At 62.4% G+C, this 25,094-nt stretch carries 19 protein-coding genes; 9 read left to right on the forward strand and 10 right to left on the reverse strand.

Annotated features, from left to right (window positions below; all coding sequences use genetic code 11):
• Positions 1–26: 26 nt before the first annotated feature.
• Positions 27–875 carry a MurR/RpiR family transcriptional regulator gene (locus ACA027_RS03705; protein ID WP_370681059.1) on the reverse strand — a complete coding sequence of 283 codons (849 nt, stop codon included), beginning with the start codon at positions 873–875 and terminating at the stop codon, positions 27–29.
• Positions 876–1,052: 177 nt separating this feature from the next.
• Between ACA027_RS03705 and tal the strand changes: the two genes are divergently transcribed.
• Both tal and pgi read left to right on the forward strand, forming a co-directional pair.
• The gene (gene tal / locus ACA027_RS03710) at positions 1,053–2,003 is read left to right on the forward strand and encodes a transaldolase (protein ID WP_370681060.1); all 951 of its coding nucleotides are present in this window, start codon (positions 1,053–1,055) and stop codon (positions 2,001–2,003) included.
• A gap of 19 nt (positions 2,004–2,022) precedes the next feature.
• Entirely contained in the window at positions 2,023–3,636 is a 1,614-nt protein-coding gene (pgi, locus tag ACA027_RS03715) for a glucose-6-phosphate isomerase (protein WP_370681061.1), read from the forward strand.
• A 372-nt stretch (positions 3,637–4,008) separates the two neighbouring features.
• On the opposite strand, the gene ACA027_RS03720 is transcribed toward pgi, so the two are convergent.
• Positions 4,009–5,511 carry an MFS transporter gene (locus ACA027_RS03720; RefSeq protein WP_370681062.1) on the reverse strand — a complete coding sequence of 501 codons (1,503 nt, stop codon included), beginning with the start codon at positions 5,509–5,511 and terminating at the stop codon, positions 4,009–4,011.
• A 125-nt stretch (positions 5,512–5,636) separates the two neighbouring features.
• Between ACA027_RS03720 and ACA027_RS03725 the strand changes: the two genes are divergently transcribed.
• Positions 5,637–6,278, forward strand: coding sequence for a TetR/AcrR family transcriptional regulator (locus tag ACA027_RS03725; protein WP_370681063.1), 642 nt, complete (start codon positions 5,637–5,639; stop codon positions 6,276–6,278).
• 55 nt (positions 6,279–6,333) lie between these two features.
• Here ACA027_RS03725 and ACA027_RS03730 read toward each other — a convergent pair whose 3' ends face one another.
• The 5 genes from ACA027_RS03730 to ACA027_RS03750 form a co-directional block, all read right to left on the reverse strand.
• Entirely contained in the window at positions 6,334–7,434 is a 1,101-nt protein-coding gene (locus ACA027_RS03730; RefSeq protein WP_370681064.1) for a hypothetical protein, read from the reverse strand.
• The gene (locus ACA027_RS03735) at positions 7,428–8,252 is read right to left on the reverse strand and encodes an ABC transporter ATP-binding protein (RefSeq protein WP_370681065.1); all 825 of its coding nucleotides are present in this window, start codon (positions 8,250–8,252) and stop codon (positions 7,428–7,430) included. Before ACA027_RS03735 ends, ACA027_RS03730 begins: the two co-directional genes overlap by 7 nt.
• Positions 8,249–9,319: a FecCD family ABC transporter permease gene (locus ACA027_RS03740; protein ID WP_370681066.1), complete on the reverse strand. Its 1,071-nt coding sequence runs from the start codon at positions 9,317–9,319 to the stop codon at positions 8,249–8,251. The genes ACA027_RS03735 and ACA027_RS03740 overlap by 4 nt, the downstream gene beginning before the upstream one ends.
• Positions 9,316–10,362, reverse strand: coding sequence for an ABC transporter substrate-binding protein (locus ACA027_RS03745; protein ID WP_370681067.1), 1,047 nt, complete (start codon positions 10,360–10,362; stop codon positions 9,316–9,318). Before ACA027_RS03745 ends, ACA027_RS03740 begins: the two co-directional genes overlap by 4 nt.
• A gap of 110 nt (positions 10,363–10,472) precedes the next feature.
• The gene (locus ACA027_RS03750) at positions 10,473–12,506 is read right to left on the reverse strand and encodes a TonB-dependent siderophore receptor (RefSeq protein ID WP_370681068.1); all 2,034 of its coding nucleotides are present in this window, start codon (positions 12,504–12,506) and stop codon (positions 10,473–10,475) included.
• A 674-nt stretch (positions 12,507–13,180) separates the two neighbouring features.
• Here ACA027_RS03750 and groES point away from each other — a divergent pair.
• From groES to ACA027_RS03780, 6 genes are all read left to right on the forward strand, one after another.
• Positions 13,181–13,471 (forward strand): co-chaperone GroES, encoded by a 291-nt coding sequence (gene groES, locus ACA027_RS03755; RefSeq protein ID WP_099738785.1) that lies wholly within the window; start codon positions 13,181–13,183, stop codon positions 13,469–13,471.
• A 224-nt stretch (positions 13,472–13,695) separates the two neighbouring features.
• A complete protein-coding gene (groL, locus tag ACA027_RS03760) occupies positions 13,696–15,339 on the forward strand; it encodes a chaperonin GroEL (RefSeq protein WP_370681069.1) in 1,644 nt (547 codons plus the stop codon).
• A gap of 150 nt (positions 15,340–15,489) precedes the next feature.
• Positions 15,490–16,629: a 3-dehydroquinate synthase gene (gene aroB, locus ACA027_RS03765; RefSeq protein ID WP_370681070.1), complete on the forward strand. Its 1,140-nt coding sequence runs from the start codon at positions 15,490–15,492 to the stop codon at positions 16,627–16,629.
• Between the two features lie 177 nt (positions 16,630–16,806).
• Complete coding sequence (locus ACA027_RS03770) at positions 16,807–17,982, forward strand: deoxyguanosinetriphosphate triphosphohydrolase (protein WP_370681071.1); 1,176 nt, start codon at positions 16,807–16,809, stop codon at positions 17,980–17,982.
• Positions 17,983–18,215: 233 nt separating this feature from the next.
• Positions 18,216–18,890 (forward strand): DUF1415 domain-containing protein, encoded by a 675-nt coding sequence (locus ACA027_RS03775; protein WP_370681072.1) that lies wholly within the window; start codon positions 18,216–18,218, stop codon positions 18,888–18,890.
• Positions 18,890–19,807: an SAM-dependent methyltransferase gene (locus ACA027_RS03780; RefSeq protein WP_370681073.1), complete on the forward strand. Its 918-nt coding sequence runs from the start codon at positions 18,890–18,892 to the stop codon at positions 19,805–19,807. Before ACA027_RS03775 ends, ACA027_RS03780 begins: the two co-directional genes overlap by 1 nt.
• Positions 19,808–19,816: 9 nt before the next feature.
• Here ACA027_RS03780 and ACA027_RS03785 read toward each other — a convergent pair whose 3' ends face one another.
• The 3 genes from ACA027_RS03785 to ACA027_RS03795 form a co-directional block, all read right to left on the reverse strand.
• Positions 19,817–21,772 (reverse strand): ATP-binding protein, encoded by a 1,956-nt coding sequence (locus ACA027_RS03785; protein WP_370681074.1) that lies wholly within the window; start codon positions 21,770–21,772, stop codon positions 19,817–19,819.
• Positions 21,769–22,467, reverse strand: a complete 699-nt coding sequence (locus tag ACA027_RS03790; RefSeq protein WP_370681075.1) for a response regulator — start codon at positions 22,465–22,467, stop codon at positions 21,769–21,771. Before ACA027_RS03790 ends, ACA027_RS03785 begins: the two co-directional genes overlap by 4 nt.
• A 119-nt stretch (positions 22,468–22,586) precedes the next feature.
• Entirely contained in the window at positions 22,587–24,737 is a 2,151-nt protein-coding gene (locus ACA027_RS03795; protein WP_370681076.1) for a TonB-dependent siderophore receptor, read from the reverse strand.
• Positions 24,738–25,094: the final 357 nt, after the last annotated feature.

Raw genomic sequence — 25,094 nt, forward strand, 5'->3', positions numbered from 1 at the left:
TTCAAACCGGCCATTGGCCGGTTTTTTTATGGGCTGTGTCTTTTGGATTGCAGATTGGTGCGCAGCTTGGGCAAATGTTCCTGCAGCAAGGGGCCCATTTGCAGGGCCACGCTGGTGGCCAAAACATCGATGATCAGCAGATGCAGCAGGCGCGAGACCATGGGGCTGTAGACGTCATAGCCTTCCGGGTGATCGGCTGCCAGGTGGATGTCGCTCAAGCGGGCCAGTGGTGAATGGCTGGCGGTGATGGCGATCACCGTGGCGCCATTGGCCTTGGCAATTTCGGCCGCATCGAGCAGGTCACGGGTATGGCCGGAGTTGGAGATGATGACGGCGCAGTCGCCTGCATGCAGCATGGTGGCACTCATGACCTGGATATGCCCATCGCTGCTGCACAGGCTGGTGATGCCCAGGCGGAAAAACTTGTGCTGCCCATCCTGGGCCACGATGCCGGAGTTGCCTGCGCCGTAAAACTCCAGGCGACGGCCTTGTTTCCATGTGTGCAATATGGCCGTGATGGCTTGTTCCAGGTGGGGGGGGGAGGCTGCGTTGCGGTATTGCAAAAATGCGGCCACCGAGTTGTCGATCACCTTGACCAGTACATCGGCCGTCTTGTCATCCGCATCCACGCTGCGGTGGATGAAGGGGACGCCTTCAGTGGCGTGGCCAGCAAGCTTGAGCTTGAAATCCGCCAGTCCGTCATAGCCCATGCTGCGGCAAAAGCGCACCACGGTGGGCTTGCTGACATGGGAGCGCTCAGCCAACTCTCGTACAGGTAGGCGGGCAAAGGTCAGAGGGTCTTGCAGTACCAGTTCACCCACACGCTGCTCGGCGGGGGCCAGGGAAGGGAGGGAGGCAGCAATCCGGTCTAGCATGGCAAACACTTGTGTGATTCAAAAAGCGGCGAGGGTGCGGCCGCATACACTTACGCTCCAACGACCGGTGCATGGGCCATGCATCCATTCGCGCGACAGACTTAGCGTGTGGGCGATTTCCCTTGGCTGTGTGCCAGTGTGGAAGTCGCCAGCGCGCTTTTACTCAGGGACCGAAGTATGAACCAGCTCGAGGCACTTAAACGATGGACCACCGTGGTTGTAGACACGGGAGATTTTCAGCAAATTGCCCAATTCCAACCGCAAGATGCCACGACCAACCCATCATTGATCTTGAAGGCGGTGCAAAAATCTGACTATGCACCTTTGCTGGCCGAAGTGCTGCACCAAAGCCAAGGTGAAACGCTGGCGCAGCAGATGGACAGGCTGATCGTGCGCTTTGGCTGCGAGATTCTCGCTTTGGTGCCGGGGCGTGTTTCTACCGAAGTGGATGCCCGTCTTTCCTTTGACACCCAAGCTACGGTGGCGCGTGCGCGCAGCATCATGGTGCTGTACCGGGCACAGGGCGTGGATACCTCACGGGTGTTGATCAAGATCGCTGCCACCTGGGAGGGCATTCAGGCTGCGCGCCAGCTGGAGGCAGAAGGCATTCACACGAACCTGACGCTGCTGTTTGCACGCTGCCAGGCCATTGCCTGTGGCGAGGCCAAGGTGCAACTGATATCGCCTTTTGTGGGGCGGATTTATGACTGGTACAAAAAGCAGGCCGGTGCCAGCTGGGACGAAGCGGCCATGGCTGGCGACAACGACCCCGGCGTGCAATCGGTGCGTGCCATTTTTGACTACTACAAACGCTTTGGCATTGCCACCGAAGTCATGGGTGCGAGCTTTCGCAATACCGGGCAGATCACGGCCTTGGCCGGGTGCGACCTGCTGACCATTGCCCCTGAACTGTTGGCACAGCTGCAAAGCACGGCCGCTGATGTGCCGTGCGCGCTGAATGCCACGGCTGCGCTGCAACTGGCGCTGGAGCCGGTGCGCTATGACGAGGCGGCTTTTCGCTTGGCACTGAATGCCGATGCCATGGCTACGGAAAAACTGGCCGAAGGTATCCGGGCCTTTATTGCCGATGCGCTCAAGCTGGAGCAGCTGATGCAGGCTGCGGGCTGAAATTTTTCTCTGATCTTGCATGCAATGTAACCAGACCGCCGCGTGGCAATCCCTTGCGCAGCTGCGCGTGCGGCAAGCCAGCGATTGGGATATTCGCCAGTCTTTCGCAAGCGATAGTGAACGCTTTGACCATTTCAGCCAGCAAGCTCCCCATGTGTTTGCGGACCTGTCCAAGAATGCCTGGGACGGTGAGGTGGAGCGCCGGCTGATGGCCTTGGCGCGGGAATGCCGGCTGGAGCAGTGGCGCAGCGCATTGTTTGCGGGCGACCCTATCAATGCGACAGAACACCGCGCCGCCATGCACTGGCTGCTGCGTATGCCCGCTGATGGCGGTGCGCTGGCGGCAGGCGGGGAAGGTCTTCAGGCCGGTCTGCAGCAGGATTTGCAATTGGTGCACCACACGCTGGATGCCATGCTGGCATTGGCGGAGCAGGTGCGAGCGGATGCATTCATCACCGATGTGGTGAACATCGGCATCGGAGGCTCTCACCTGGGGCCGGAAGTGGCGGTCAATGCGCTGGAAGACTGGGTTACGCCTGGCAAACGCTTTCACTTTGTCTCGAACGTGGATGGCCATGAACTGGGCCATGTGCTGGACAGGGTGGACCCACAGCACACCTTGTTCATCATCGCGTCCAAGTCCTTCACCACGGCGGAGACCATGCTCAATGCCCGCTCGGCACGGGAATGGTTTGTGGCACAGCTGCAAGCGGTGACTCCTGCGGTGCAGGCCGAGGCGCTGGCGCGGCATTTCGTGGCGCTGACCACCAATGTCGTGGCTGCGGCGGAATTCGGCATTCGCACCAGCTTGCCTTTCTGGGATTGGGTGGGGGGGCGTTATTCATTGTGGTCGGCCATTGGCTTGCCAGTGGCCATTGCCGTGGGGGCCGAGCGCTTTCGCGAGATGCTGGCGGGCGCGCACGCCATGGACGCCCACTTTGTGCAGACCCCATTGGAGCGCAATCTGCCTGTGCGCCTGGCATTGCTGGATGTCTGGTACCGCAACTTCATGGGCTATGGCAGTCGCTGCATGGCGGCCTACAGCCATGGGCTGCGCCGCCTACCGGCCTATTTGCAGCAACTGGAAATGGAAAGCAATGGCAAAGGCGTGGACCGAGAAGGTCAGCTGCTTGGCGTACAGACTTCGGCCGTGGTGTGGGGAGAGCCGGGCACCAATGGCCAGCATGCCTTCTTCCAGATGCTGCACCAGGGCCAGGATGTGGTGCCGGTGGAGTTCATTGCCCTGCGCGACGGCGGCAAGCATCTGGGGGCCCACCACCGCAGTCTGGTAATCAATGCCGTGGCCCAGGCCCAGGCCTTGCTGATGGGACGGTATGACGGTCGGCCCGAGCAGTTCTGTCCAGGCAACCGGCCCAGCAGTTTTCTGTTGCTGGAACGGCTGGACCCTGCTGCATTTGGGGCGCTGGTGGCCCTGTATGAGCACCGGGTTTTCTGCTCGGGCGTGATCTGGGGCATCAACAGCTTTGACCAGTGGGGTGTGGAGCTGGGCAAATTGCTGGCCCAGGATTTGCAGGCACGTATGGCACGCAATGACTGGACAGGGGTCGATGCCTCTACCGCCGCGTTGCTGCATCGGCTGCTGCCGGAAGAAGTGGTGGGTGCCTCTGCATAAGCCAGGCGCTTTGCTGTGCTTTGGTGCGTGATGGAGCTTCCGGGCTGGCCTGCACCAGAACGACTCATGCCTGCCCGGCCTCTTCTTTGACCCAGCCCATGAGGCCTTGATTTCTGGCTGGTACATGGCCTTGGGTTGCGTGACCAAGTAGCAAGTAAAGCGTGCGGACCAGGGCTTGTCCATCACCTGCCCCATTTCCCATTGCCTCCAGGGCCTGTAGTGTCGGGAGCCACGTGGTGAGTGCATGAAAGAGCACGGTATGGGCGCCAACACCATATATTGGATTGAAGGCGCCCATGACCTGGAGCGCGCAGCAAGGTGGCTACAGTAGCAAGCGGTGGCGCTATGGTTTGCCTAGGATGCGGGTAGCCATCAGCTCGTGCGTTTCATCGATAGCAACAATGCTGTTGCGACCCCGCAGACCAAGGCTGCGACCAGCATCGCAATCTGGAAGCCGCTGCCGATAGATGTGGCGTACAAAGCCGACAACTGCCCTGGCACCACATGGTGAGTGATCGCCTGGCTTGCCAAATCTGCCGCGCCTTCAACACCTTGCAGCTCCGAAGAACCCACCATTGCCTGGATGGCTCTGTGGGTCATCAGTGCTCCCAGCAGAGCGATGCCCACCGTCATACCCATTTGACGCAAAGCGTTGAGCATTGCCGAGACCATACCTGCGCGCGTTGGCGGCGCACTCTCCATGACCGCCACCCCCGTGGCCGGGACGGCCAGGCCAACCCCCAGTCCCATCAGTACAAAAAGGGCTCCGACAACGGCATACGGTGTGGAGGTCGTGAAAAGCGCCATGGTGGCCATGGAGAGTGTGGTGAGGGCATAGCCGGCCACCATGAGCCGATGTAGAGAAAATCGTGCGCTCAGCCTGCCGAAGAGTACAGAGGCGAGGCCTGTGACCACAAAGAGCGGCATCATGCGCCAGCCGGTTTCGACGGGGGACCAGCCTTGAACGCGCTGCAGAAAGATCGAGAAGAAGAACAAGCTGCTGTAGTAGGAGAAGCCGAGTGCGAAGGATGCAAAGTTCGTCAACGCAAACCCGGACTGCCTAAACATTTGCAGAGGCACAAGCGGCCGCTCGACCTTCAATTCGACGGCAACGAACAGCATGGAGAGCAGCAATGCCAGCCCCAGCGCAGTCATGGGGCGTGTGGCCGTGAAGCTGGATTCACCCGCCTCGATCAGCCCATATGTCAAAGCACCAAGGCAGAGCACGCTCAGCAACTGCCCGGCAGGGTCCAGTGCGGCATCGTCAGGATGGCGGCGCTCCGGGATGCCCCATAAACCCAGCGCCACAGCCAGAATGCCCAAGGGCAGGTTGATGAGAAATATGCTGTGCCATGTCCAGAAATGCAGCAGCAGCCCACCGAGTAGCGGCCCCAGCACCAGTGCCAATGCACTGAAGGCGGACCAGCCGCCGATGACATGTGCCCGCTGCTTGGGATCAGGGTAGGCATGCACGAGGATGGGCAGGGCCCCCGGTATGACCAGCGCACCTGCGAGCCCTTGAAGTGCCCGGCCCGCCAGCAGCGGGTTCAGCGAGGAGGCCATGGCGCAAAGAGCGGATCCAAGGGTGAACAGGACGATGCCGCACATCCAGGCACGCTTGTGACCGTAGCGATCCGCGAGAGGTCCCGCAGAGAGCATGAAAGCCGAAAGGCAGATGGCGTAGGCATTGACAACCCATTGCAGTCCAGCGATGTCGGTGTGCAAGGCTTCTTGCAGCGTGGGCAGTGCGACGTTGACAATGCTGATGTCGAGGGTGGCGAGAAAGGTGCCCAGGTAGGCGGCAGCGACGGCACAGCGGCGGCGGGAGGCCTGATGGTCTGCTGCGGTGAATGAGGTGGTTGGAGTGGAAGGCATGCCTTATCCTAATTATTGACTGACCGTCGGTCAATAATTGGTGTAAAAAAATATCACTTCAGATTTTGCGGTAGCCATTCCTTTAGACTGGCTTTTGCTTGCTCCTACCCAGATAAGTTGACGCGATGAAAGAAAAAACACCTGCAAAGGACTCCACAGCCAAGCGCCCGGGTCGGCCCAGGACGAAGCCGGCCGAAGTGCGTCTTGACGAGTTGATGGCCGCCGCCGAAAAGCTCTTCCTGGAAAAAGGTGTCGAGGCCACGACGATCAGCGACATCGTCGAGTCGGCCCAGGTCGCCAAAGGCACCTTCTACCACTACTTTTCTGCCAAGACCGACCTGCTGGAAGCCCTAGGCAAGCGCTATACAGAGCGCTTCATGAGCAGTCTGGAGCGTGCCATGTCCGCTTGCGCGGCCGATGACTGGGTGGGGCGGTTGCAGGTCTGGGTGTATGCCAATGTCGAAACCTATGTGAAGACCTACCAGATCCATGACATTGTCTACACCAACCACCACCATCACGATCGTTCCAACCAGGCCAAGAATGCCATCCTGGACCAGTTGCTGGAAATCATTGACGGTGGTTGCCGGGCTGGTGTCTGGTCGCCGCCCGCTCCCAGGGTCGTCGCCTTGCTGATCTATTCGGGTGTGCACGGCGCGACCGACGATGTCATTGCCGCCCGAACGAAGAACATCAAGCCCTTTGCCCACAGCGTCTCCGAAGCATGTCTTCAGATGCTGAACCCGGCAAAGAAGGCTGCTGCATAAGTCCACGCCTCTTCCACGCCTCTCTCTGCTCTCTCAGGCCGTGAATGGACTTTTGTCAGCGGATGAAGGCCGGGCGCGCACCAACCGAGGTGCTCGCATGCCCACGGGGATGGCTGAGACATAGCGTTCGTTGCCCCGCCATAGCGCCCGAATACCAGGCGCCGCCGCTGAGAAAAATGCGCTCGCCATAGTTGCGCAGATACACCTGCTCGGCGCTCCCGGTATGGGCATGGGGCGCCAGGCCCAGCATGGCCAGGCGCTGAAAAGCGCCAAATGCGTTGGCACGCATGGCATCAAAAGCAGCGTCCAGCAGGCCGGGGCTGTTGGCATTGCTGCCTGCCATGCCATTGCGGTTCCCGATTTTGTCCGTCCAGATGGGAAGTCCTGCATTGCCGTCCTGGCGGTCCGTGGGCGCATCGAGCTTGGCGGTGCCCACGGTGCCAGGTTCCACCAGCGTGCCATCGCTGAGGCGGATGGCCTTCCAGTGGCTTGAGTCTGTCGACGCGCTGGCATGCGCTACGTTGTTGTCCGGTATCACTTGCACCTCGCCGTCCACAAGGCGCAGGCCGGCCTGCCATTCCCAGAGATTCCCGGTCAGGTCTGCAATGCCGTGCGGCGAATGGTCATGGCGCCAGCTGTGCGGGCCGGAACCGGTCAGCACGGCCGGTTCGCCACCGTCCAGGCCGCAAGGCCCGCCATCGATACGAACGCCCTTCTCACCAGGCGCTTGCGCGTCTTGGCCGAACTGGGTGTTGCCGTGTGATGCATAGCCTTGCGCGTGGCTCCACAGCATCAGCGCTGCGCGCTCGGCGTTGGTGCTCAAGTGCCAGCCCTGGCCACAGGCACGCGCTGCCTGCCAGGCCATGTCGAAATCGAAGCGGCAAGCTGGAGGGACATCCGGCAGGCTCAGCAACTCTCCATCGCTCAGTGTTCCGGCATAGGTCCCGTAGAAGAACTCGCGCTTGCCGTGGCCGTCGACGATGAAGGCCGGGTGCAGCCCCTGGCCCAGTTCCGGGGCGATGTCTTCGAGCCGCCAGCCAGGCACGATGTTCATATGGCTGGGCTGGCCCTTGGCGGTGTAGAGCACGGTTTGTTTGCCGCCCGAGGCTTTTTCTATGCGTGTGCGCAAGGCATCTTTGGCAATGATGGTCAGCATGGCTGCTCCTCTGATGTTGTCTGTGTCCATGCGGCGTTGTGGCGCAGCGATTGATCCACCATCACATGCCACAGGCCCTGGGAGCATTGCTCCACGCGAGCCTGTACGCCATAGACGCGGGCCAGCAGCTGTGGCGTGAGGACCTGGGCCGGCGCTCCACTGGCAAGCACGGAGCCGTTGTGCAGCACCACGACCTGGTCCGCAAAACGCAAGGCGTGGTCTATGTCATGGATGGCCATCACGACGCACATGGCATCTCGTCGGGCCAAGCTTCTCAGCAGCTCCAGCACCTCGAACTTGCGCTGCAGATCCAGCGCGCTGGTGGGCTCGTCAAGCAGCAAGACGCGGGGCTGGCGCACCAGTGCTTGCGCAATGGAAACCAACTGGCGCTGCCCTCCGCTGAGGGCGCTCAACTCACGGTCTGCCAATCCATCGATCTGCAGGGTCGTCAGAATCTGGGTCACGGCATCGAGCTCGTTGTCGGATACCGACCAGCCTCCTGCCGCCTGTTTGCCTGCCAGCAAGACAGCCTCAAAAACGCGCAGCGATGAGCGCATCGAGTAATCCTGCGGCACATGTGCCGGCCGGTTGGGATGGTGGGCAGGCCAGTGCGCCAGGGGCTGTCCGCTCACACGCACCACACCACTGCCTTGCAGCTCGCCCGCCAGGCACCGCAACAGGGTGGATTTTCCGGCCGCATTGGAACCCAACAGGGCGGTGACAGTGCCTGCGCGCAGCGGGCCAAAGGTGATGTCGCTGAGGACCTTGCGGGCGCTGAAGGACACAGACACACCGGCTACATCAAGCATGTCTTTCATCGTGTGCGTGTCCTGAGAATCAAGATGAAGAACAAAGGCACGCCCACCAGCGAGGTGACGATCCCGATCGGCAGCGTTTGCCCGGGCAACAGGGATTTGCTCAGCACGGAAGCGGCCGACAGCATGGCCGCCCCGCACAGGGCAGAGGCCGGGAGCAGATAGCGCTGATCCTCCCCTATCAGCATGCGCGCGACATGGGGCCCCACCAAACCGACAAAGCCTATGGTGCCCACAAAGGACACGCACACGGATGCCAGCAGACTCCCCAGCAAAATGCCACGCAGGCGCAGGCGGTCGACGGGAACGCCCAGGCTGCTGGCGCGGGCTTCTCCCAGGCGCAAAGCGGTCATGGCCCATGCCTGTTTGGCGAAAGCCATCCATACCACCACAAGGACGGTACTCATGATGCCGAGCTTGAGCCAGTTGCTGCGTGAGAGGCTGCCCATGGTCCAGAAGACCACGGCAGACAGCGCCTGGTCCGGCGCCACATATTGCAGGGCCTCCAGCAATGCGCCAAAGGTAAAGACCAGGGTGGTTCCCAGCAGCACAATCATTTCGGTGCTGATGCCGCGGCGCCGGCTCATGCGGTGAATGAAAAGCGCTGCAGCCATGGACACCAGAAAGGCGTTGGCAGGAATGGCAAAAGCCACGGCCGCCGCAGGCAGAATGCTCACGCCCAGCACCAGCCCTATGGCTGCGCCAAAGCTTGCGGCTGCGGAAAGGCCCAAGGTGAAAGGGCTGGCCAGCGGGTTGTTCAGCACCGTCTGCATTTGCACGCCTGCAATCGCCAGGCTGGCGCCGACCACCAGAGCCGAAAGTGCCACGGGGAGCCGGATATCCCACAGGATGACGTGAATGGCGGGTGCCGCGTTGCTGTCCCAAAGCGCGCGCAATATCTGGTCTGGTGCGTACAAGGCTTGGCCCAGTGACAGGTCAAGCACAAAACAGGCGATGGTGAGTAGCGCCATCACCCACAGCATGAGGCTGCGTTTGCGCGAAAGCCGCTGATAGAAATGCCGGCCGTTCTCGAGCATCGAGGGGTCGGCATGCGAAGAAGTCGAGGTCATGTGGATGGGTTCAGACTGAGCCAATAGCCGGGTTGGTAGGGGATGGGGAGAAAGCGCTGGTGCAGTTCGCGGAAGGTGGCGTCCGGATCCAGATCGTGAAAAAGATCGGGATGCAGCCACTTGGCAATCTGCTGCAGCGCGATGAAGTAATAGGGGTTGTCGTAAAACGGATGCCAGATGGCGTGGATCCGCCCTGCTTTCACGGCGCGCAGCGAGCGATAGGCCGGTCTGTTCATCAGGCGCCGCAGGCTGGCCAGGCCTGCGGCGGGGTCAGAGCCGGGGCCCAGATCCACCCAGTCGCCCACGGGCGAATACAGCTTCCAGTTGGCGCCGGTGACCAAGATCACATCCGGGTCGGCTGCAATCACTTGCTCGGGATGCAGCGTGCCGAAGGTCCCGTGCAGCACCTGGCTACCCAGGTTGGTTCCACCTGCTGCGGCCACGAGCTCACCGAAATTCCCATTCCCATAGGAAAGACAGCAATCGTCATAAAGCCCGGCCGCTCTTTCCAGCATCACCAGGGGCCTGTGCCCCAGGTTTTGCAGCCGCTGTGTGACGCGCAGCGTTTGTGCATGCCGAAAGCGCAAAAAGTCCGCGGCCCGGTCCGGGCGACCCATGATCTGCCCCATGATTTCGATGCTGCGCGTGGTGTTCTCGAACATGCGGGTGCGGAAGTCGACGAAGACCACCGGAACGCCCACCTGCGACAGTCGCACCAGCAGACCGGAGGACTCCGCTGCCGACCTGGAGCTCAGATTGAGGACCACCACATCGGGCTCCAACGAAATCGCCAGCTCGATATCGATGGCACCCACGGTCGAGCCCCGAAAGGTTGGTATGCGGTCGATGGCGGGGAATTTCTGGCGATACGCCATATAGCCGCCCAGGTCGGCAGAGCGGAAGTTGTCCCCCCAGCCCACCACGGAGCCGAAGGGATCGCTGTTGCCAAGCAGTGCCACCACATACGCGAGTGGCCCGTCGCCCAGCACCACACGCCGTGCGGGCGTGCGGAGCTTCAACACCCTGCCGGTGATGTCGGTCACGCTGGCTATCTGTTCGCCAGCGTGCGCAGGCGCAACGCCGGCCAGAGTGGTCAGCCCCGCAGCCCATGCGCCTTGCAGCAGCACCCTGCGGAGATTGCGGGTGCCCGGCATCACCAGCGGAACCTGGCGGTGGCCGTGATCGTGCGGTCTTGTCCGATGAAGCAGGACGACTGCGAGCCGCAGCTGGCGATGTACTGTTTGTTGCCCAGATTGCTGACATTGACGGCAAGCGATGCGCCATGGAGGTCACGGCTGAGGCGTCCCAGGTCGTAGCTCAGGGCCAGATCAACGAGCGTGGCCGAGGGCACGGTGAAGGTGTTCATCGGGTTGCCGAAGCTGCTGCCCAGGTAGCGGGCGCCGGCACCCACGCGCAGGCCGCTCAGCCAGCCCGATGCAATGCGGTAGTCCAGCCATAAGGAGCCGCTGTTTCTGGGTGTCTGGGCCTGGCTTTTCCCCTGGTAGTTGGCATCGCTGACCAGCACATTCTCGAGATAGGAATAGCTCGCCAGCAAGTTCAGATTGCGGACGATTTCCGCACTGGCCTGCAGATCCAGCCCGCGTGAGCGCACTTCGCCGGACTGTGTCCAAAAGCCCAGATTGCGCGTATCCGCCGTCTTGACGTTGGTCTGGTTGATCTGGAACACGGCTGCCGAGAGCAAGGTCTTGGAGCCGGCCGGGTGGTATTTCACACCGGCTTCGTACTGCTTGGTCTCGGTGGGCGCAAAGGCTCGGCCATGGAAGTCGTTGCCCAGCACGGGGTCGAACGAGGTGGCGTAACTCAGGTAGGGCGCCACGCCGTTGTCAAACACATAGTTCAGCCCCACGCGGCCACTCCACTTATTGTCTTTTTGCTGGCTGTAGTTCCACTTGGGCGAGTAGCTGCGGGACTGGTCGTCGGTCTTGGACCAGTCGTGGCGGGCATTGAGGGTCAGGCGCCAGCGCTCATAGGCCATCTGATCCTGGGCATAAATGCCGATACGGTCGAACTGCTGGCGCACGTTGTACGGCGTCGTGGCCATGCTGCTGCTGAAGTCCGGCACCGCAATGGGGCGGTAATTGGTCGGGTCATAGGGGTCAAAGGCCACCGGGTCCATGCGATAGGAATCGCTGCGCATGGAGCCTCTTGCGTAATCCATGCCCGCCAGCAAGGTGTGGCGGGTGCTGCCCAGGTCGATGCTCTTGGTGACGTGGTTGTCCGTGGCGAAGGTATTGGAGCTGGCCGGCGCCAGCCCATAGGTGCCCTGCAGCCACAAATGCCCGCCACGGTTCTCGTACGCATAAATGGATGTGCGCTGGATGTCCGAGTTGATGTACATGTAGCGGGAATTGCTGGTGAACTTCCAGCCATTGCCGAACTGGTGCTCGAACAGCGAGCTGATCGAGTTCTGCTTGCGGCTCGAATCCTGAAAACCCATGTCGGTGTAATTGCGCCGGAGGTTGATTTTCGGGAAAGGGCTGTTGTCCAGGCCCACGGCTGCAGCGGGCAGGCTGTTGTAGTCCGGGATTTCGGGCTCGCGTGAGTGGGTGGCCAGCAGCGTCCAGGACGTTGCCGCGTTCGGGCGCCAGGTCAGCGCCGGTGCGAGGTAGATGCGCTTGTGCCTTACGTCCTCGACCTGCCCTTCAGAGTCCAGGCCTGTCGCAGTGAAGCGGTAGAGCAAGGTACCGTCGGCATTGGCTGGGCCGGTGGTATCTATGCCGACCATGCGGCGCCCGAAATTGCCGAGCTGCATCACCACCTCGTTCGAGGCCTCGGCCTGCGGGCGGCGGCTGACCTGGTTCACGATGCCACCGCCTGTGCCTTGGCCATAAAGCGCTGCAGATGGGCCTCGCAACACCTCGATGCGCTCCAGTGAATAGGGATCAATCTGCGGCGTCCATGTCGAGACATTGCTGATGATGCGCAGCCCATCCAGGTAGTAATCGGCATCGAAGCCGCGGATGCGCGTCAGATCCAGCTGGCCGCCAAAGCCGCCGTATTTCTCACTGACGGCGCCACCCGTGTAGCGCAGTGCTTCGCTGCTGGTCAGCGGCTGCAGCACTTCCATCTGCTCGCGCGTCACCACCGAGATCGACTGCGGTGTTTCCAGAATAGGCGTGTCGGTCTTGCTACCCGCGGTGGACTGCTCGGCCACATAGCCATGCACGGCTCCATTGTCCTGGTCTGCGGACGACCCTCCGGTCACTGTGACGGTTGGGAGTGCGGAGGGCGCGCCTGCCGCCGTGCTGTGGGCGGCTGTGTCGTCTGCGGCATGCACTTGTGCAGACCCAAGCAACATGAGCAGGGTCGCGATGGCGCTGTATCGAGGCGAGCGGTTAACCGGCGGTGTGTGATGAGAAAGACGGGCGTAGCGATGCATTGCGGCTCTGGTGCATGAAGTGTTTTCAAAAAGAGAGTCGCATCATATTCACCGACCGACCGTCGGTCAATAAAAATGATTGCTATTACCATGATGAAAAGCGGGTCGAGAAAGGTTCGTTCAGGTGCCTGGGATGAGGGAATCGTGATGTAAAGCCCAGAGCTTTGTCTGCGCTGCGCTTGAATGCAGCCTTCTCGCTTGGGTGCCTCCATCGAGCCGGGGCGATAGCACCCGGTGTCACTCTGGCGGGGGCCTGGTCGGCCCTGCCCGCGGAAAAAACGAAACTGCCGTGACTTTCCGTAGCAGCTCTGGAATTCCCCGCCTCTTGAAAGTGCCGTTTTATCCCTTATTATTAGCACTCGTAGGGGTTGAGTGCTAACAAGCCTCCCTCAGCTCATCCGCTCTGTCTTGGTACGGGGCGGAACGGACATAACCACTGTGTTGATATCTAGGAGAAATGAATGAATCTGCGTCCTCTGCACGACCGCGTGATCGTCAAGCGTCTTGAGAACGAAACCAAGACCGCTTCGGGCATTTATATCCCTGACAACGCCGCCGAGAAGCCTGACCAAGGCGAAGTGCTGGCTGTGGGTCCCGGCAAGCGCAACGACAAGGGCGAGCAGATTGCTCTGAACGTGAAGGTCGGCGACCGCGTGTTGTTCGGCAAGTACTCGGGCCAGACCGTGAAGGTCGATGGCGATGAGTTGCTGGTGATGAAGGAAGACGACCTGTTCGCCGTTGTCGAAAAATAAAGCTGCTGCGCGAGCGCCAGGCGTTGTTGCACCGTGCTCGGAATCCTCACGTACCACAGTACGTTCCGGTTCCTGTGCGCGCTGCGCCTAGCCTGACACCCGCTCGCGACGCTTTCTTTTCCGACAAGCATTTCGCGTATCTCGGATAACTCTCAAATTCATAGCTTCTAGTGCTTACTACATATGCGCTACAAGCTGTTTTGAACCAGATTTAGGAGCCAAACATGGCAGCAAAAGACGTAGTTTTCGGTGGTGAAGCCCGTGCCCGCATGGTGGAAGGCGTGAACATCCTGGCCAACGCGGTCAAGGTCACCCTCGGCCCCAAGGGTCGCAACGTGGTGCTGGATCGCTCGTTCGGCGCCCCCACCGTGACCAAGGACGGTGTGTCCGTGGCCAAGGAAATCGAACTCAAGGACAAGCTGCAGAACATGGGCGCCCAGCTCGTGAAGGAAGTGGCTTCCAAGACCAACGACATCGCTGGTGACGGCACCACGACCGCTACCGTGCTGGCCCAGGCCATCGTGCACGAAGGCACCAAGTACGTGGCCGCCGGCCTGAACCCCATGGACCTGAAGCGCGGCATCGACAAGGCTGTCGCCGCTCTGGTGGAAGAGCTGAAGAAGCAATCCAAGGCCACCACCACTTCCAAGGAAATCGCCCAAGTCGGTTCGATCTCCGCCAACTCCGATGAATCCGTGGGCAGCATCATTGCCGAAGCCATGGACAAGGTCGGCAAGGAAGGCGTGATCACCGTGGAAGAAGGCAAGTCGCTGGCCAACGAACTCGACGTCGTTGAAGGCATGCAGTTCGACCGCGGCTACCTGTCGCCCTACTTCATCAACAACCCCGAAAAGCAAGTTGCCCTGCTGGACAACCCCTTCGTGCTGTTGTTCGACAAGAAGATCAGCAACATCCGCGACCTGCTGCCCACGCTGGAAGCCGTGGCCAAGGCCGGCCGTCCTCTGCTGATCATTGCAGAAGACGTCGAAGGCGAAGCCCTGGCGACCCTGGTGGTCAACACCATCCGCGGCATCCTGAAGGTTGTGGCTGTGAAGGCTCCTGGCTTCGGCGACCGCCGCAAGGCCATGCTGGAAGACATCGCCATCCTGACTGGCGGCAAGGTCATCGCTGAAGAAGTGGGCCTGGCACTGGACAAGGTCACGCTGGAAGACCTGGGCCAAGCTGCCCGCGTCGAAATCGGCAAGGAAAACACCACCATCATCGACGGTGCTGGCAAGGCTGACGAAATCGAAGCCCGCGTCAAGCAAATCCGCATCCAGATCGAAGAAGCCACTTCCGACTACGACCGCGAAAAGCTGCAAGAGCGCGTGGCCAAGCTGGCCGGCGGCGTGGCCGTGATCAAGGTTGGCGCTGCCACCGAAGTCGAGATGAAGGAAAAGAAGGCCCGCGTGGAAGACGCCCTGCACGCTACCCGCGCTGCTGTGGAAGAAGGCATTGTGGCCGGTGGTGGCGTGGCCCTGCTGCGCGCCAAGCAAGCCGTGGGCGAGCTCAAGACCGGCAATGCCGAGCAAGACGCTGGCATCAAGCTGATCCTGAAGGCCATCGAAGCCCCTCTGCGTGAAATCGTGGCCAACGCCGGTGGCGAGCCTTCGGTGGTGGTGAATGCCGTGCTGAATGGCAAGGGCAACTACGGCTTCAACGCTGCCAACGACAGCTATGGCGACATGCTGGAAATGGGCATTCTGGACCCCACCAAGGTGACCCGTACGGCCCTGCAAAACGCCGCTTCCGTGGCTTCGCTGCTGCTGACCACCGAGTGCATGATTGCCGAAAGCCCCAAGGCTGAAGGCGCTGCAGCCATGCCCGACATGGGCGGTATGGGTGGCATGGGCGGCATGGGTATGTAATACCCGCCGTGACGGCAGCGGCCCCGCGCTGCTGCCCGCCACAGTCCAAAACCCGCAGCCCGCAAGGCCTGCGGGTTTTTTCGTATGTCTGCCCTACACTTGGGGCGAGATTTTTTGCATTGACGCCCCCCATTCCGTCCACATTCCCGCATGACCACCGCTGCCCCGCTTGCCCCCTTTATTGCCCATACCGCCGACCACGCCACCGTGCACATTGACCTGGGCGAGCGCAGCTATCCCATTCGCATCGGGGCCGGCCTGCTGGGCGAGACCTCCACCTACCAGGGCCTGCCCAAGGCACGCAGCGCTTTGATCGTCACCAACACCACGGTGGCGCCGCTGTATCTGCAGCAGGTGCGCACCGCGCTGGCCGCGCAGTACGCGCAAGTGCATGTGGTGGAACTGCCCGATGGCGAGGCCCACAAAGACTGGCAGACCCTGAACTTGATTTTTGATGGCCTGCTGCAGCAGGGCTGTGATCGCAAGACCTTGCTGTTTGCCCTGGGCGGTGGCGTGATTGGCGATATGACGGGCTTTGCCGCCGCCAGCTATATGCGCGGCGTACCCTTTGTGCAGCTGCCCACCACGCTGCTGTCCCAGGTGGATTCCAGCGTGGGCGGCAAGACCGCCATCAACCACCCGCTGGGCAAAAACATGATCGGCGCCTTCTACCAGCCGCAGCTGGTGCTGTGCGACCTGGCATCGCTGGACACCTTGCCCGTGCGCGAGCTCTCTGCCGGCCTGGCCGAGGTCATCAAATACGGTCCCATCGCCGATATGGCGTTCTTTGACTGGCTGGAAGCCAATATCGACCTGCTGCGTTCCGGTGACCGCCAGGCCATGGCCCAGGCCGTCAAGCGCAGCGTGGAGATCAAGGCCTGGGTGGTCAGCCAGGACGAAAAAGAAGCCGGCCTGCGCGCCGTGCTCAACTTCGGCCACACCTTTGGCCACGCCATTGAAGCCGGCATGGGCTACGGCGTCTGGCTGCATGGCGAGGGCGTGGGCGCCGGCATGGTGATGGCGGCGCATTTGTCGCAGGAACTGGGCCTGGTGGATGCCGCCTTTGTCGCACGCCTGACCCGCTTGATCGAGCGTGCCGGCCTGCCCACCAAGGGCGCCATGCTGGATGCCAAAGACAATGCTGGCGCCTATCTGGAACATATGCGCGTGGACAAGAAAGCCGAGGCCGGCGAGATCCGCTTTGTGCTGATTGATGGCCCCGGCAAGGCTGTAATGCGCAGCGCACCTGATGCGCTGGTGCGGCAGGTGATTGACCGTTGCTGTGGGTAAATAAGAAGTACCCCCTGTGCCGCTGCGCGGCCGGCGTAGGCCCTTGCGCGGTGCCCTGACCTGGGCTGCGTCGGTTTTATGCGCTGTAGGTGGCGTGTGGATTCCTTAAAACCATAGCTGCCGTAGCTTGTCGATGCTGCATACCAGGCGGTTTTGATGCTTGAAAAGGAGTGGTGGATGGCGATGCAAGGACTGGCCCCCTGGGCATGTGACCCGGCGCAAACCCGGGGCAGGCGCTTTGCCGAGGCCCCTGCGCCCACGCGCAGCGACCACCAGCGTGACCGGGACCGCATCGTCCACTCCAGCGCTTTTCGCCGCCTGGTCTACAAGACCCAGGTGTTCTTGAACCACGAGGGCGACCTGTTCCGCACCCGGCTGACGCATTCGCTGGAGGTGGCACAGCTAGGTCGTTCCATTGCCCGGCCGCTGGGCTTGAATGAAGACCTGGTCGAAGCCATCTGTCTGGCCCATGACCTGGGCCACACCCCGTTTGGCCATGCGGGCCAGGACATGCTGAATGCCTGCATGCGGCCCTGGGGCGGGTTTGAACACAATCTGCAAAGCCTGCGCGTGGTGGACCAGTTAGAAGAGCGTTACCCAGGCTTCGACGGCCTGAACCTGAGCTTTGAAACGCGCGAGGGCATTCTGAAGCACTGCTCCAAGGCCAATGCCGAAAAGCTCGAAGCGCAGGAGCCCGGGGGCGTAGCCCATAGGTTTTTGCACGGCGCCCAGCCCTCGCTGGAGGCCCAGCTGTGCAATCTGGCCGATGCCATTGCCTACAACGCCCACGATGTGGACGACGGCCTGCGCTCCGGCTACATCAGTTGGGAGCAACTGCTCAGCGTGCCCCTGGTGGCCCAGCACCATGACCAGGTGCTGGCGGAGTATCCGGCGCTGGCCGAGCCCGACCAGCAACGCAGGCTGTTGTACGACACCATTCGCCGCATGCTCAGCGAGCAGGTGTATGACGTGATCGCCACCACGCAGGCGCGTGTGAAGGCCGCTGGCGTGGGCAGTGTGGAGGCCGTGCGCCGCCACCCCGAGCGCTTGGTGGCCTTCAGTGACGATATGGCCGGGAAAAGCCAGGCGCTCAAGCAGTTTCTGTTTCGCAACCTCTACCGTCATGCCGAGGTCACGCAAACCATGGACCATGCGCAGACCGTGGTCCAGGAGCTGTTCACCCTCTACCTGGAGCAGCCGCAAGAGATGAAGCCCCGCCACGCCGCCCGGGCCCAGGCCGCAGACACGCAAGCGGGGCGCGCCCGGGCCGTGGCCGATTTTGTGGCCGGCATGACCGACCGCTATGCCGCACGCGAGCATGAACGCCTGACGGGGAAACGCCTGCTGGCCTGAAACGGGCCAAGGGTTTAGGCTTGCGGGCGGAGGAGCCGCGAGAACCCCGAAAAAGTCGATGAGCCTGCCAAGGCCGCAGGCCGGCATGCATGAAAACTGCGGTCTGGGCTGTGTTTGCGCCAGGGCAAAGTCCGAGCCGCGTACGCAGAACTGGCACGCCGATAGAATTCGCGGCAGAGATTCAATGAAAGAGGGGGCATTGCGCCCCCGTTTGCTTTTTTGGGGGCCGCCACATGACCGATACCACCGACCACAACGCCGAAGAACAGCCATCCTTTCCAGAAGACATGGTGATCGCCGACACCGTGCGCTGGCTGGAGCGTGCCGTCATCGGCCTCAACCTGTGCCCCTTTGCCAAGGGCGTGCATGTCAAGGGCCAGATCCACTACGTGGTCAGCCAGGCCAGCGACGCCGAGGGCGTGGCCAATGACCTGCACCGTGAGCTGGAAGCCCTGGCCGAGGCCAACCCCGAAAAGCGCGACACCACGCTGCTGATCCTGCCCGAGGCACTGACCGAGTTTCTGGACTTCAACGACTTCCTGGAAATTGCCGACGCCATGGTCGAGGAGCTGGACCTGGCCGGCATCTTGCAGGTCGCCTCCTTCCACCCGCGCTTTCAGTTTGAGGGCACGGACGTGGACGATGTGACCAACTGCACCAACCGTGCGCCTTACCCCACGCTGCACCTGATCCGCGAGGACAGCCTGGACAAGGCAGTGGAAGCCTTCCCCGAAGCCGAGAGTATTTACGAGCGCAACATGGAAGTGCTGGAAGACATAGGCCTGGAAGGCTGGCTGGACCTGGACGTGGGCCCGCGTTGCCCGGTCACCGGCCATGGCGCACCGGCTGCGCCTGGCGCTGTGGCTGCCACCTCCACTGCCGTCGCCAACCAGGACGCAGACCGCTGATGGCCAAGCACGACAAGGCCGGAAAAAGCGGCAAAGACAGCAAGCCGGCAGCTCCTGATATTGCCACCCAGCTGGGGCTCAAGCCCGGCCAGAGCATAGAGCTGCTCAAGGCCCTGCACATCCTCACGCGCGAGGGCAAGCTCAACCAGGACTCGCGCCGCAAACTCAAGCAGGTCTACCACCTCTACCAGTTCATCGAGCCGCTGCTCAAGGAGTTGGGCGCGGATGGGCATGCCGTCACCTTGGCCGACCATGGCGCGGGCAAGTCCTATCTGGGTTTCATCCTCTACGACCTGTACTTCAAGGCCAGCGGCCAGGGCAGCATCTACGGTATCGAAACCCGGGCACCGCTGGTGGAAGCCTCGCAAAAGCTGGCGGCCGAGCTGGGCTTTGAGCGCATGGAATTCCTCAATATGTCGGTGGCTGAATCCACCCATGTGGACTTCATGCCCGCGCGTTTTGATGTGGTCACGGCCTTGCACGCCTGCGACACCGCCACCGACGACGCCATTGCCTTTGGCCTGGAGAAAAAAGCCAAGGCCATGGTGCTGGTGCCCTGCTGCCAGGCCGAGGTGGCCGCCTGCCTGCGCCAGACCAAGGCCCTGAGCCTGACCCGCACGCCGCTGGCCGAGCTGTGGCGCCACCCCATCCACACCCGCGAGATCGGCAGCCAGATCACCAATGTGCTGCGCTGTCTGTACCTGGAGGCCAGCGGCTACCAGGTGACGGTGACCGAGCTGGTGGGCTGGGAACACAGCATGAAGAACGAGCTGATCGTGGCTCGCTATACCGGCCACAAAAAGCGCGCCGCTGCCGAGCGCCTGCAGCAGCTGCTGGCCGAGTTCGGGCTGGAGGCGCTGGCGCAGACCCGCTTCAAGCTGCCGGAGCAGCCCGCCGCAGCCCAGGCCCAGGCCTGAAGCCAGCCCTCAGCGCCAGGGCCGGACTTCACCCTCAATTTGTGCGGTGCGTGCTGAGGGGCGGTCGGGGGAAGGCCGCTGAGGTGCGGGTGCCCGTGGTGCCAGCGGCAAGGTGGCCTCGATCGCGGTGTGGCCGCTGCGCGAATGCACCTGCAGTTGCCCGCCCATGCGCTCCATGCGTGCCCGCATGCTGGACATCCCTATGCCCAGACCGGCGCGCAAGGTGGCCGGTGCGTCAAAGCCCAGGCCATCGTCTTCGATATAGAGCAGCAAAATGCCTGGCTCGGGGTAGCTCAGACATACCTGCACGGTGTGTGCATGGCTGTGCTTGATGATGTTGGTCAACGCCTCCTCGGCCACCCGGGCCAGCAGCATGCATTGCAAAGCACTGGGGGGCGGGCACCAGTCTGCTGGAGCCCGCCATTCGGAGCGGATGTCCAGGTCGTCGAACAGACTGACAAAGCGATAGCGCAGGGGAATCATCCACTCTTCGGGCGTGGTCGGGGCATGGGCGCCGATGCTGCCATCGCTGTCCACCACCTGGCGCAGGTCATCGCGCAGTAGCTTGAGCATGGACAGGTAGCGTTCCTTGGAGGGCGGGGCATCGTTTTGCTCCACCAGCATGATGGAGCGCACAATCTGTCCGCCCAGGCCATCATGCAGGTCTTGCGCCAGCTGCAGCCGCTCCTGCAAATGGGCATTGGCCAGAGCCAGTGCATGCTCTTCGGAGAGGGTGGTGTTCAGGTCTTCACAGGCTTGGGCCACGGTTTCTCTCAGCTCCTGATTGAAGCGCTCAATGCGCTCTGCATCTTGAAGAATGCGTCGGCGCATCAACAGAGCTGACAGCAGCAGGAACAGCAGGCCTGTGTAGGGGCTGTAGACCTTGTGGCTGGGCCAGATTTCCAGCACCACCAGAAGATCGCGAGCGCCTATGGACACCATCACCACCAGGCAGGCGGCCACGAGTTGGTGCTGCAGTCTGCGCGTGCGCAGCGCATGCCAGATCACCCATGCAGTGTTGCCAAGAAAGAGCAGGGTGTAGAGGTCGGCGATGCGCTGCATGGGCGCCCAGCCCGGACCGGTCACGATGATGAGGGCGCCCGCCAGCATCAGCCATCCCAGGCGCAGCAGATGGGGACGTGACAAGGGGCTCTCTATCAACTGCCAGCAGAACACCGAAAAACTGGCCATATAGCCTATGTAGGCCAGGTGGTTGGCACGGGCCATGGCCAGGTTGTCGGGAAATGGCCAGGTTTCGGTCAGCAGCCCATTGCTGATGAACAGCACCCAGCACAGCGATACCAGGGCATACCAGCCCAGCAGTGGACGCTTGCGCTGGGGAATCCACACCGCCAGGGCCATGACGCCCAGAGCGGCTGACAAGATGATGTTCAGCCAAAAAAGGGTGCGCACATCCCAGTTGCGCTGCAGGTGAGCCTGGAGCATGGCATCGGGGGAGCCCAGCTGCAATGCACCCAGGCCGGGGTGGAGCTCGGATAGGCCGACCACACGCACCCAGATGGTGTTGTGGCCTGCGGCATGGAGCGAGGATTGCGGCAGTATCCAGTAGTGCGAGGTGCTCCAGGAGCGGGACAGTGGCTCCTGCAAATGGCGGTCGCGCCAGACGAGATCCTGGTTGCTGTAGACCTCACCCGCCATGCTGATGCTGCCTATCGTCAAGGCGATAGGGGTGGCGAGAGGGCAATCCGTCGCCCAGGTGATGCGATACCAGACCGTGCCGTCATAACCGGGCCAACGCGGGGCCCAGTTGTCCGGCAGCGTCACAGCCTGCCAGCCATGCTGCGGTGCCTGGGAGGATGCGGCGTTCGAGCGGGCTGCCATCACGCTGACCATGCGGGTCGCGCAGGCTGCGGCTTCCGTGCGGGCGTGGGCCGGCGGCTGCCAGCACAGCCATACCCAGCACAGGCAAAGCTGCCAGGCCAGTTTGCGCCAGCGAGATGTCATGAACCGAGCAGCCCGCGGGCGCGGGCCTCGCTGACGGCACGTATGCGCGAATTGACCGCCAGCTTGCGATAGATGTTGCGCACATGGGCCTCGACCGTGTGGCGCGACAGGTGCAACTGCTCCGCGATTTCCCGGTGCGAAAGGCCATGGGCCACCTGGTTCAGTATTTCGATCTCGCGGCTGCTGAGGGTCGCATCTTCTTGCGATGTCGAATGCCGCAAGCCATCGGCACTGTGCTGCTGGAATTCGCTGATGACGCGCCTGGCAATAAAAGGGTCGATAGGTGCTCCGCCGCGCAGCACGCTGCGTATGGACAGGGTGACCTCCAGGTCATCGCGTTCCTTGAGCACATAGCCGGTGGCGCCAGCGCGCAGCGCGGCGAGGATGGCCTCCTTGGTGCTCCAGGCGGAGATGACCAAAATGCCCATGGCAGGGTCAGTGGCGCGCAGCTCGGCAATCAGCTCGGTGCCATGGCCGTCGGGTAGCCCCAGGTCCACCAGGGCCAGGGCGAAGGCCCGCTGTGCCGCATGCTGGCGCGCCTGGGCCAGCGATGCGGCAAAGCACATGGCGGTATCCGTGTAGCCCAGGGTGACGAGGATGCGATCCAGGCGATGCTGTATCAATGCATCGTCCTCCACGATCAGTACCGGTGTGGGCAGGGGCGGGGCGGCGGGAGGCTGGATGAGGTCGGGCATGGGGGCAGCAAAGAGGGCCATAGGCCAGCCCTCGGTAGCAACAGAAATGCCGGCACTATGGCGCATGGCTGGGCCGCTTGGCTATCCCTGAATCCAGGTAATTTGCGCATGCCGCATCTTCAATACCGGTAGCGCAGCGTCAGCAACCAGCTGCGCGGGCTGCCGTAGCTGGTGAACATGGGGCTGTCTATGCCTCGGTAGTAGCGCTGGTCCAGCAGGTTGTGCACATTGAGCTGCAGCAGCCATTGCGGCGTGAGCTGGCGCGCCGCCATCAGGCCCAGCAAGGTGTAGCCAGGCTGGCGGATGCGGTAGGTGGCACCACTCAGGCTGTCCTGCCCTTCGTTGTAGATGGCGCTTTGGCGGTAGAGGCTGGCGCCCAGGCGCCAGGCGCTGTCCGGCAGGCGGTAGACGGTGGCCAACTGCCACAGCTGGTGCGGCAGCTGGGGCTCAAAGCGCTGGTCTTGCTTGAGGGCATCGCGGGTATAGCGGCTGTGCACCAGGGTGTAGCTGGCCGATAGCTGCCAGGCCGGGGTGATCTGGCCCTGCAGCTGCACCGCCAGGCCCCGGCTGCGTACCTGCTCGCTGGCGCGATAACAGGCCTCGCCAGGAAATTTGGGGCAGCTGAGCTGCTCGTAGATCTGCTCGGGTGCATTGCGTTGTGCGACCTGGAAAAGGTGCAGACCCGCCTGCAGGCGCTGTTCCAGATAGCGGCCCTGCAGGCCGACGCCATAGGTGCGGCCGGTGGTGGCCGGCAGCACGCGGTCTGTGGTGTCTCGTTCGGTGCGGGGCTGGAAGATGTCCGAGGTCTGCAGATAGGCGTTGTGCTGTGCATCCAGCTCCCACACCAGGCCTGCATAACGGCTGAAGTGGTGCAGGCGCCCCTGGTCTGTGCGTCGCAACGGAGTTTTGATGTTGTCTTCCACCCAACCTTGGTGGTGGTAGCGGTCCCAGCGCCCGCCCAAGGTCAGCTGCAGCCGCTCATGCAGCTGCAGCTGCGTGGCCAGCCAGACTCCGCTCTGGGTCGGTGCCAGCTGCTGGCTGTGTTGCAAGGCAGAGGGCTGCAGCAAGGCCAGCGGGGGCAAGGGCCGGGTGATGGGGGGGGCATAAGCATTCAGCCCACCCACCCAGTAAGGGATGGTCCAGCCCTGGCCCATGGCATCACTCTGGCGGTGGCTCCAGCCCAGGGCCAGCTGGTGCTGGCGGCCGGCAAAATGCCAGGGGCCGCGCAGCGACAGGGCGTAGCTGGTCTGGGTCTGCGCAGAGGTGTACAGCCCCAGGCCTTGGTACAGGGCCGTGGGCGTACCTCCGCTCAGATAAGTGCCTAGATAGTTCAGCTCCGAGCGCAAGCGCAGCAGGTCGGCCCGCAGTTTCCAGCCGCTGTTCCATTCATGTTCCAGCTGGGCAAAGGCGGTGCTGGTGCGTTGGCGCCAGTATTCCCAGTCATAGCCCAGGCTGGTCGCGCGAGGCAGGTGCAGATCGCTGCCGTCCGGGGCTGTGGGAATGTCGCTGAGCGATTCCTGGTGGTGGTTGCGCTGCTGGCTGGCGCCCAGGCGCAGCGTGGTCTGGGCTGCGATATCGGCTTCCAGCACACCGTAGTAGCTGCGTTGGCGATGGTTCACCCCGTCCTGGAAGCCGTGCCGGTTCTGGCCATCCACCAGCACACGGGCACGCAGCGAGCGGGCCAGGTTCAGCGGGCCGGAGGCGTCCACCATGGCCTCGTTCTGCCCCCAGCGGCCGGTGCGCAGCTGCAGCTCCACACGTGCTTGGGCGGTGGGTAATTTGCGCACCAGATTGAGGGCGGCCGAGGGGTTACCCATGCCGGACATCAGGCCCGATGCCCCCTGAACCACCTCGACCCTGTCATACAGGGAAAGGCTTTGGCCCAGGTCGAAGTTCTTGTCAAAGCTGGTGCTCACGCCATCCAGCATCCAGTGGCTCAGCGCAAAGCCGCGGGCATACAGCTGCCCGCGCGACACCGTGAGTCCGGTCGAGAGCATGGCCAGGTCCCGCGTGGTGTGCACGGCCTGGTCGTTGAGCAGGCTGCGCGTGAGCACCTGTACCGGCTGGGGCGTAGCCTGGGGCGTCAGGGCCAGTCCGGTGGCCGTGGCGCTGGGAGCGGCGCTGCGGTAGAGCCCATGGTCCTCGGTGGTGGCCGGCGCAGGGGTGCTGACCTCCACGGTCTCCAGCACGGCCGCCACAGGCGCGGCATCTGCCGCCAGGCTCTGCAGCGGAGCCTGGCAAACCAGGGCCGGGACCAGGATCAGAGTCATGTGTGCGCAGACCTGGCGGCCCCCAGCGTGGGCAGACAAGGCGGAAGGTCGGCGGGACAGGGCAGCGCAGAGCAACACGGGAAAGGGGCGCAGCAGCGCCCGGGCAAATGGATGCAGGCGATGTTATGTGACGGCTAATGACAATTAGACACTTTGTGATGCAAAAAGCACGACGGTGTTCTTTGGAGAGAGCTCAGGCGGTCCAAGGCTTGCTTTGGGGGTGGTTTGGGTGCAGGGCGGGCAGACCACAAAAAAACGCCTGCGCAGCCCGGTAAGGGGCGGCTGCAGGCGTGCAAAGGAGGAGAGAGATTGACGTACTGGACGTCGAGGGCAGTGCAGGGAAGCTACTGCCCTGTC

The sequence above is a fragment of the Comamonas sp. GB3 AK4-5 genome, assembly GCF_041320665.1.
In the GTDB taxonomy this organism is placed as follows: Bacteria; Pseudomonadota; Gammaproteobacteria; order Burkholderiales; family Burkholderiaceae_C; genus Comamonas.

Bases quoted from the DNA above. Each gene is read 5' to 3' on its own strand.
- ACA027_RS03705 (WP_370681059.1), bottom strand. From the start codon at position 875: ATGCTAGACCGGATTGCTGCCTCCCTCCCTTCCCTGGCCCCCGCCGAG.
- tal (WP_370681060.1), top strand. From the start codon at position 1,053: ATGAACCAGCTCGAGGCACTTAAACGATGGACCACCGTGGTTGTAGAC.
- pgi (WP_370681061.1), top strand. From the start codon at position 2,023: ATGCAATGTAACCAGACCGCCGCGTGGCAATCCCTTGCGCAGCTGCGC.
- ACA027_RS03720 (WP_370681062.1), bottom strand. From the start codon at position 5,511: ATGCCTTCCACTCCAACCACCTCATTCACCGCAGCAGACCATCAGGCC.
- ACA027_RS03725 (WP_370681063.1), top strand. From the start codon at position 5,637: ATGAAAGAAAAAACACCTGCAAAGGACTCCACAGCCAAGCGCCCGGGT.
- ACA027_RS03730 (WP_370681064.1), bottom strand. From the start codon at position 7,434: ATGCTGACCATCATTGCCAAAGATGCCTTGCGCACACGCATAGAAAAA.
- ACA027_RS03735 (WP_370681065.1), bottom strand. From the start codon at position 8,252: ATGAAAGACATGCTTGATGTAGCCGGTGTGTCTGTGTCCTTCAGCGCC.
- ACA027_RS03740 (WP_370681066.1), bottom strand. From the start codon at position 9,319: ATGACCTCGACTTCTTCGCATGCCGACCCCTCGATGCTCGAGAACGGC.
- groES (WP_099738785.1), top strand. From the start codon at position 13,181: ATGAATCTGCGTCCTCTGCACGACCGCGTGATCGTCAAGCGTCTTGAG.
- groL (WP_370681069.1), top strand. From the start codon at position 13,696: ATGGCAGCAAAAGACGTAGTTTTCGGTGGTGAAGCCCGTGCCCGCATG.
- aroB (WP_370681070.1), top strand. From the start codon at position 15,490: ATGACCACCGCTGCCCCGCTTGCCCCCTTTATTGCCCATACCGCCGAC.
- ACA027_RS03770 (WP_370681071.1), top strand. From the start codon at position 16,807: ATGGCGATGCAAGGACTGGCCCCCTGGGCATGTGACCCGGCGCAAACC.
- ACA027_RS03775 (WP_370681072.1), top strand. From the start codon at position 18,216: ATGACCGATACCACCGACCACAACGCCGAAGAACAGCCATCCTTTCCA.
- ACA027_RS03780 (WP_370681073.1), top strand. From the start codon at position 18,890: ATGGCCAAGCACGACAAGGCCGGAAAAAGCGGCAAAGACAGCAAGCCG.
- ACA027_RS03785 (WP_370681074.1), bottom strand. From the start codon at position 21,772: ATGACATCTCGCTGGCGCAAACTGGCCTGGCAGCTTTGCCTGTGCTGG.
- ACA027_RS03790 (WP_370681075.1), bottom strand. From the start codon at position 22,467: ATGCCCGACCTCATCCAGCCTCCCGCCGCCCCGCCCCTGCCCACACCG.
- ACA027_RS03795 (WP_370681076.1), bottom strand. From the start codon at position 24,737: ATGACTCTGATCCTGGTCCCGGCCCTGGTTTGCCAGGCTCCGCTGCAG.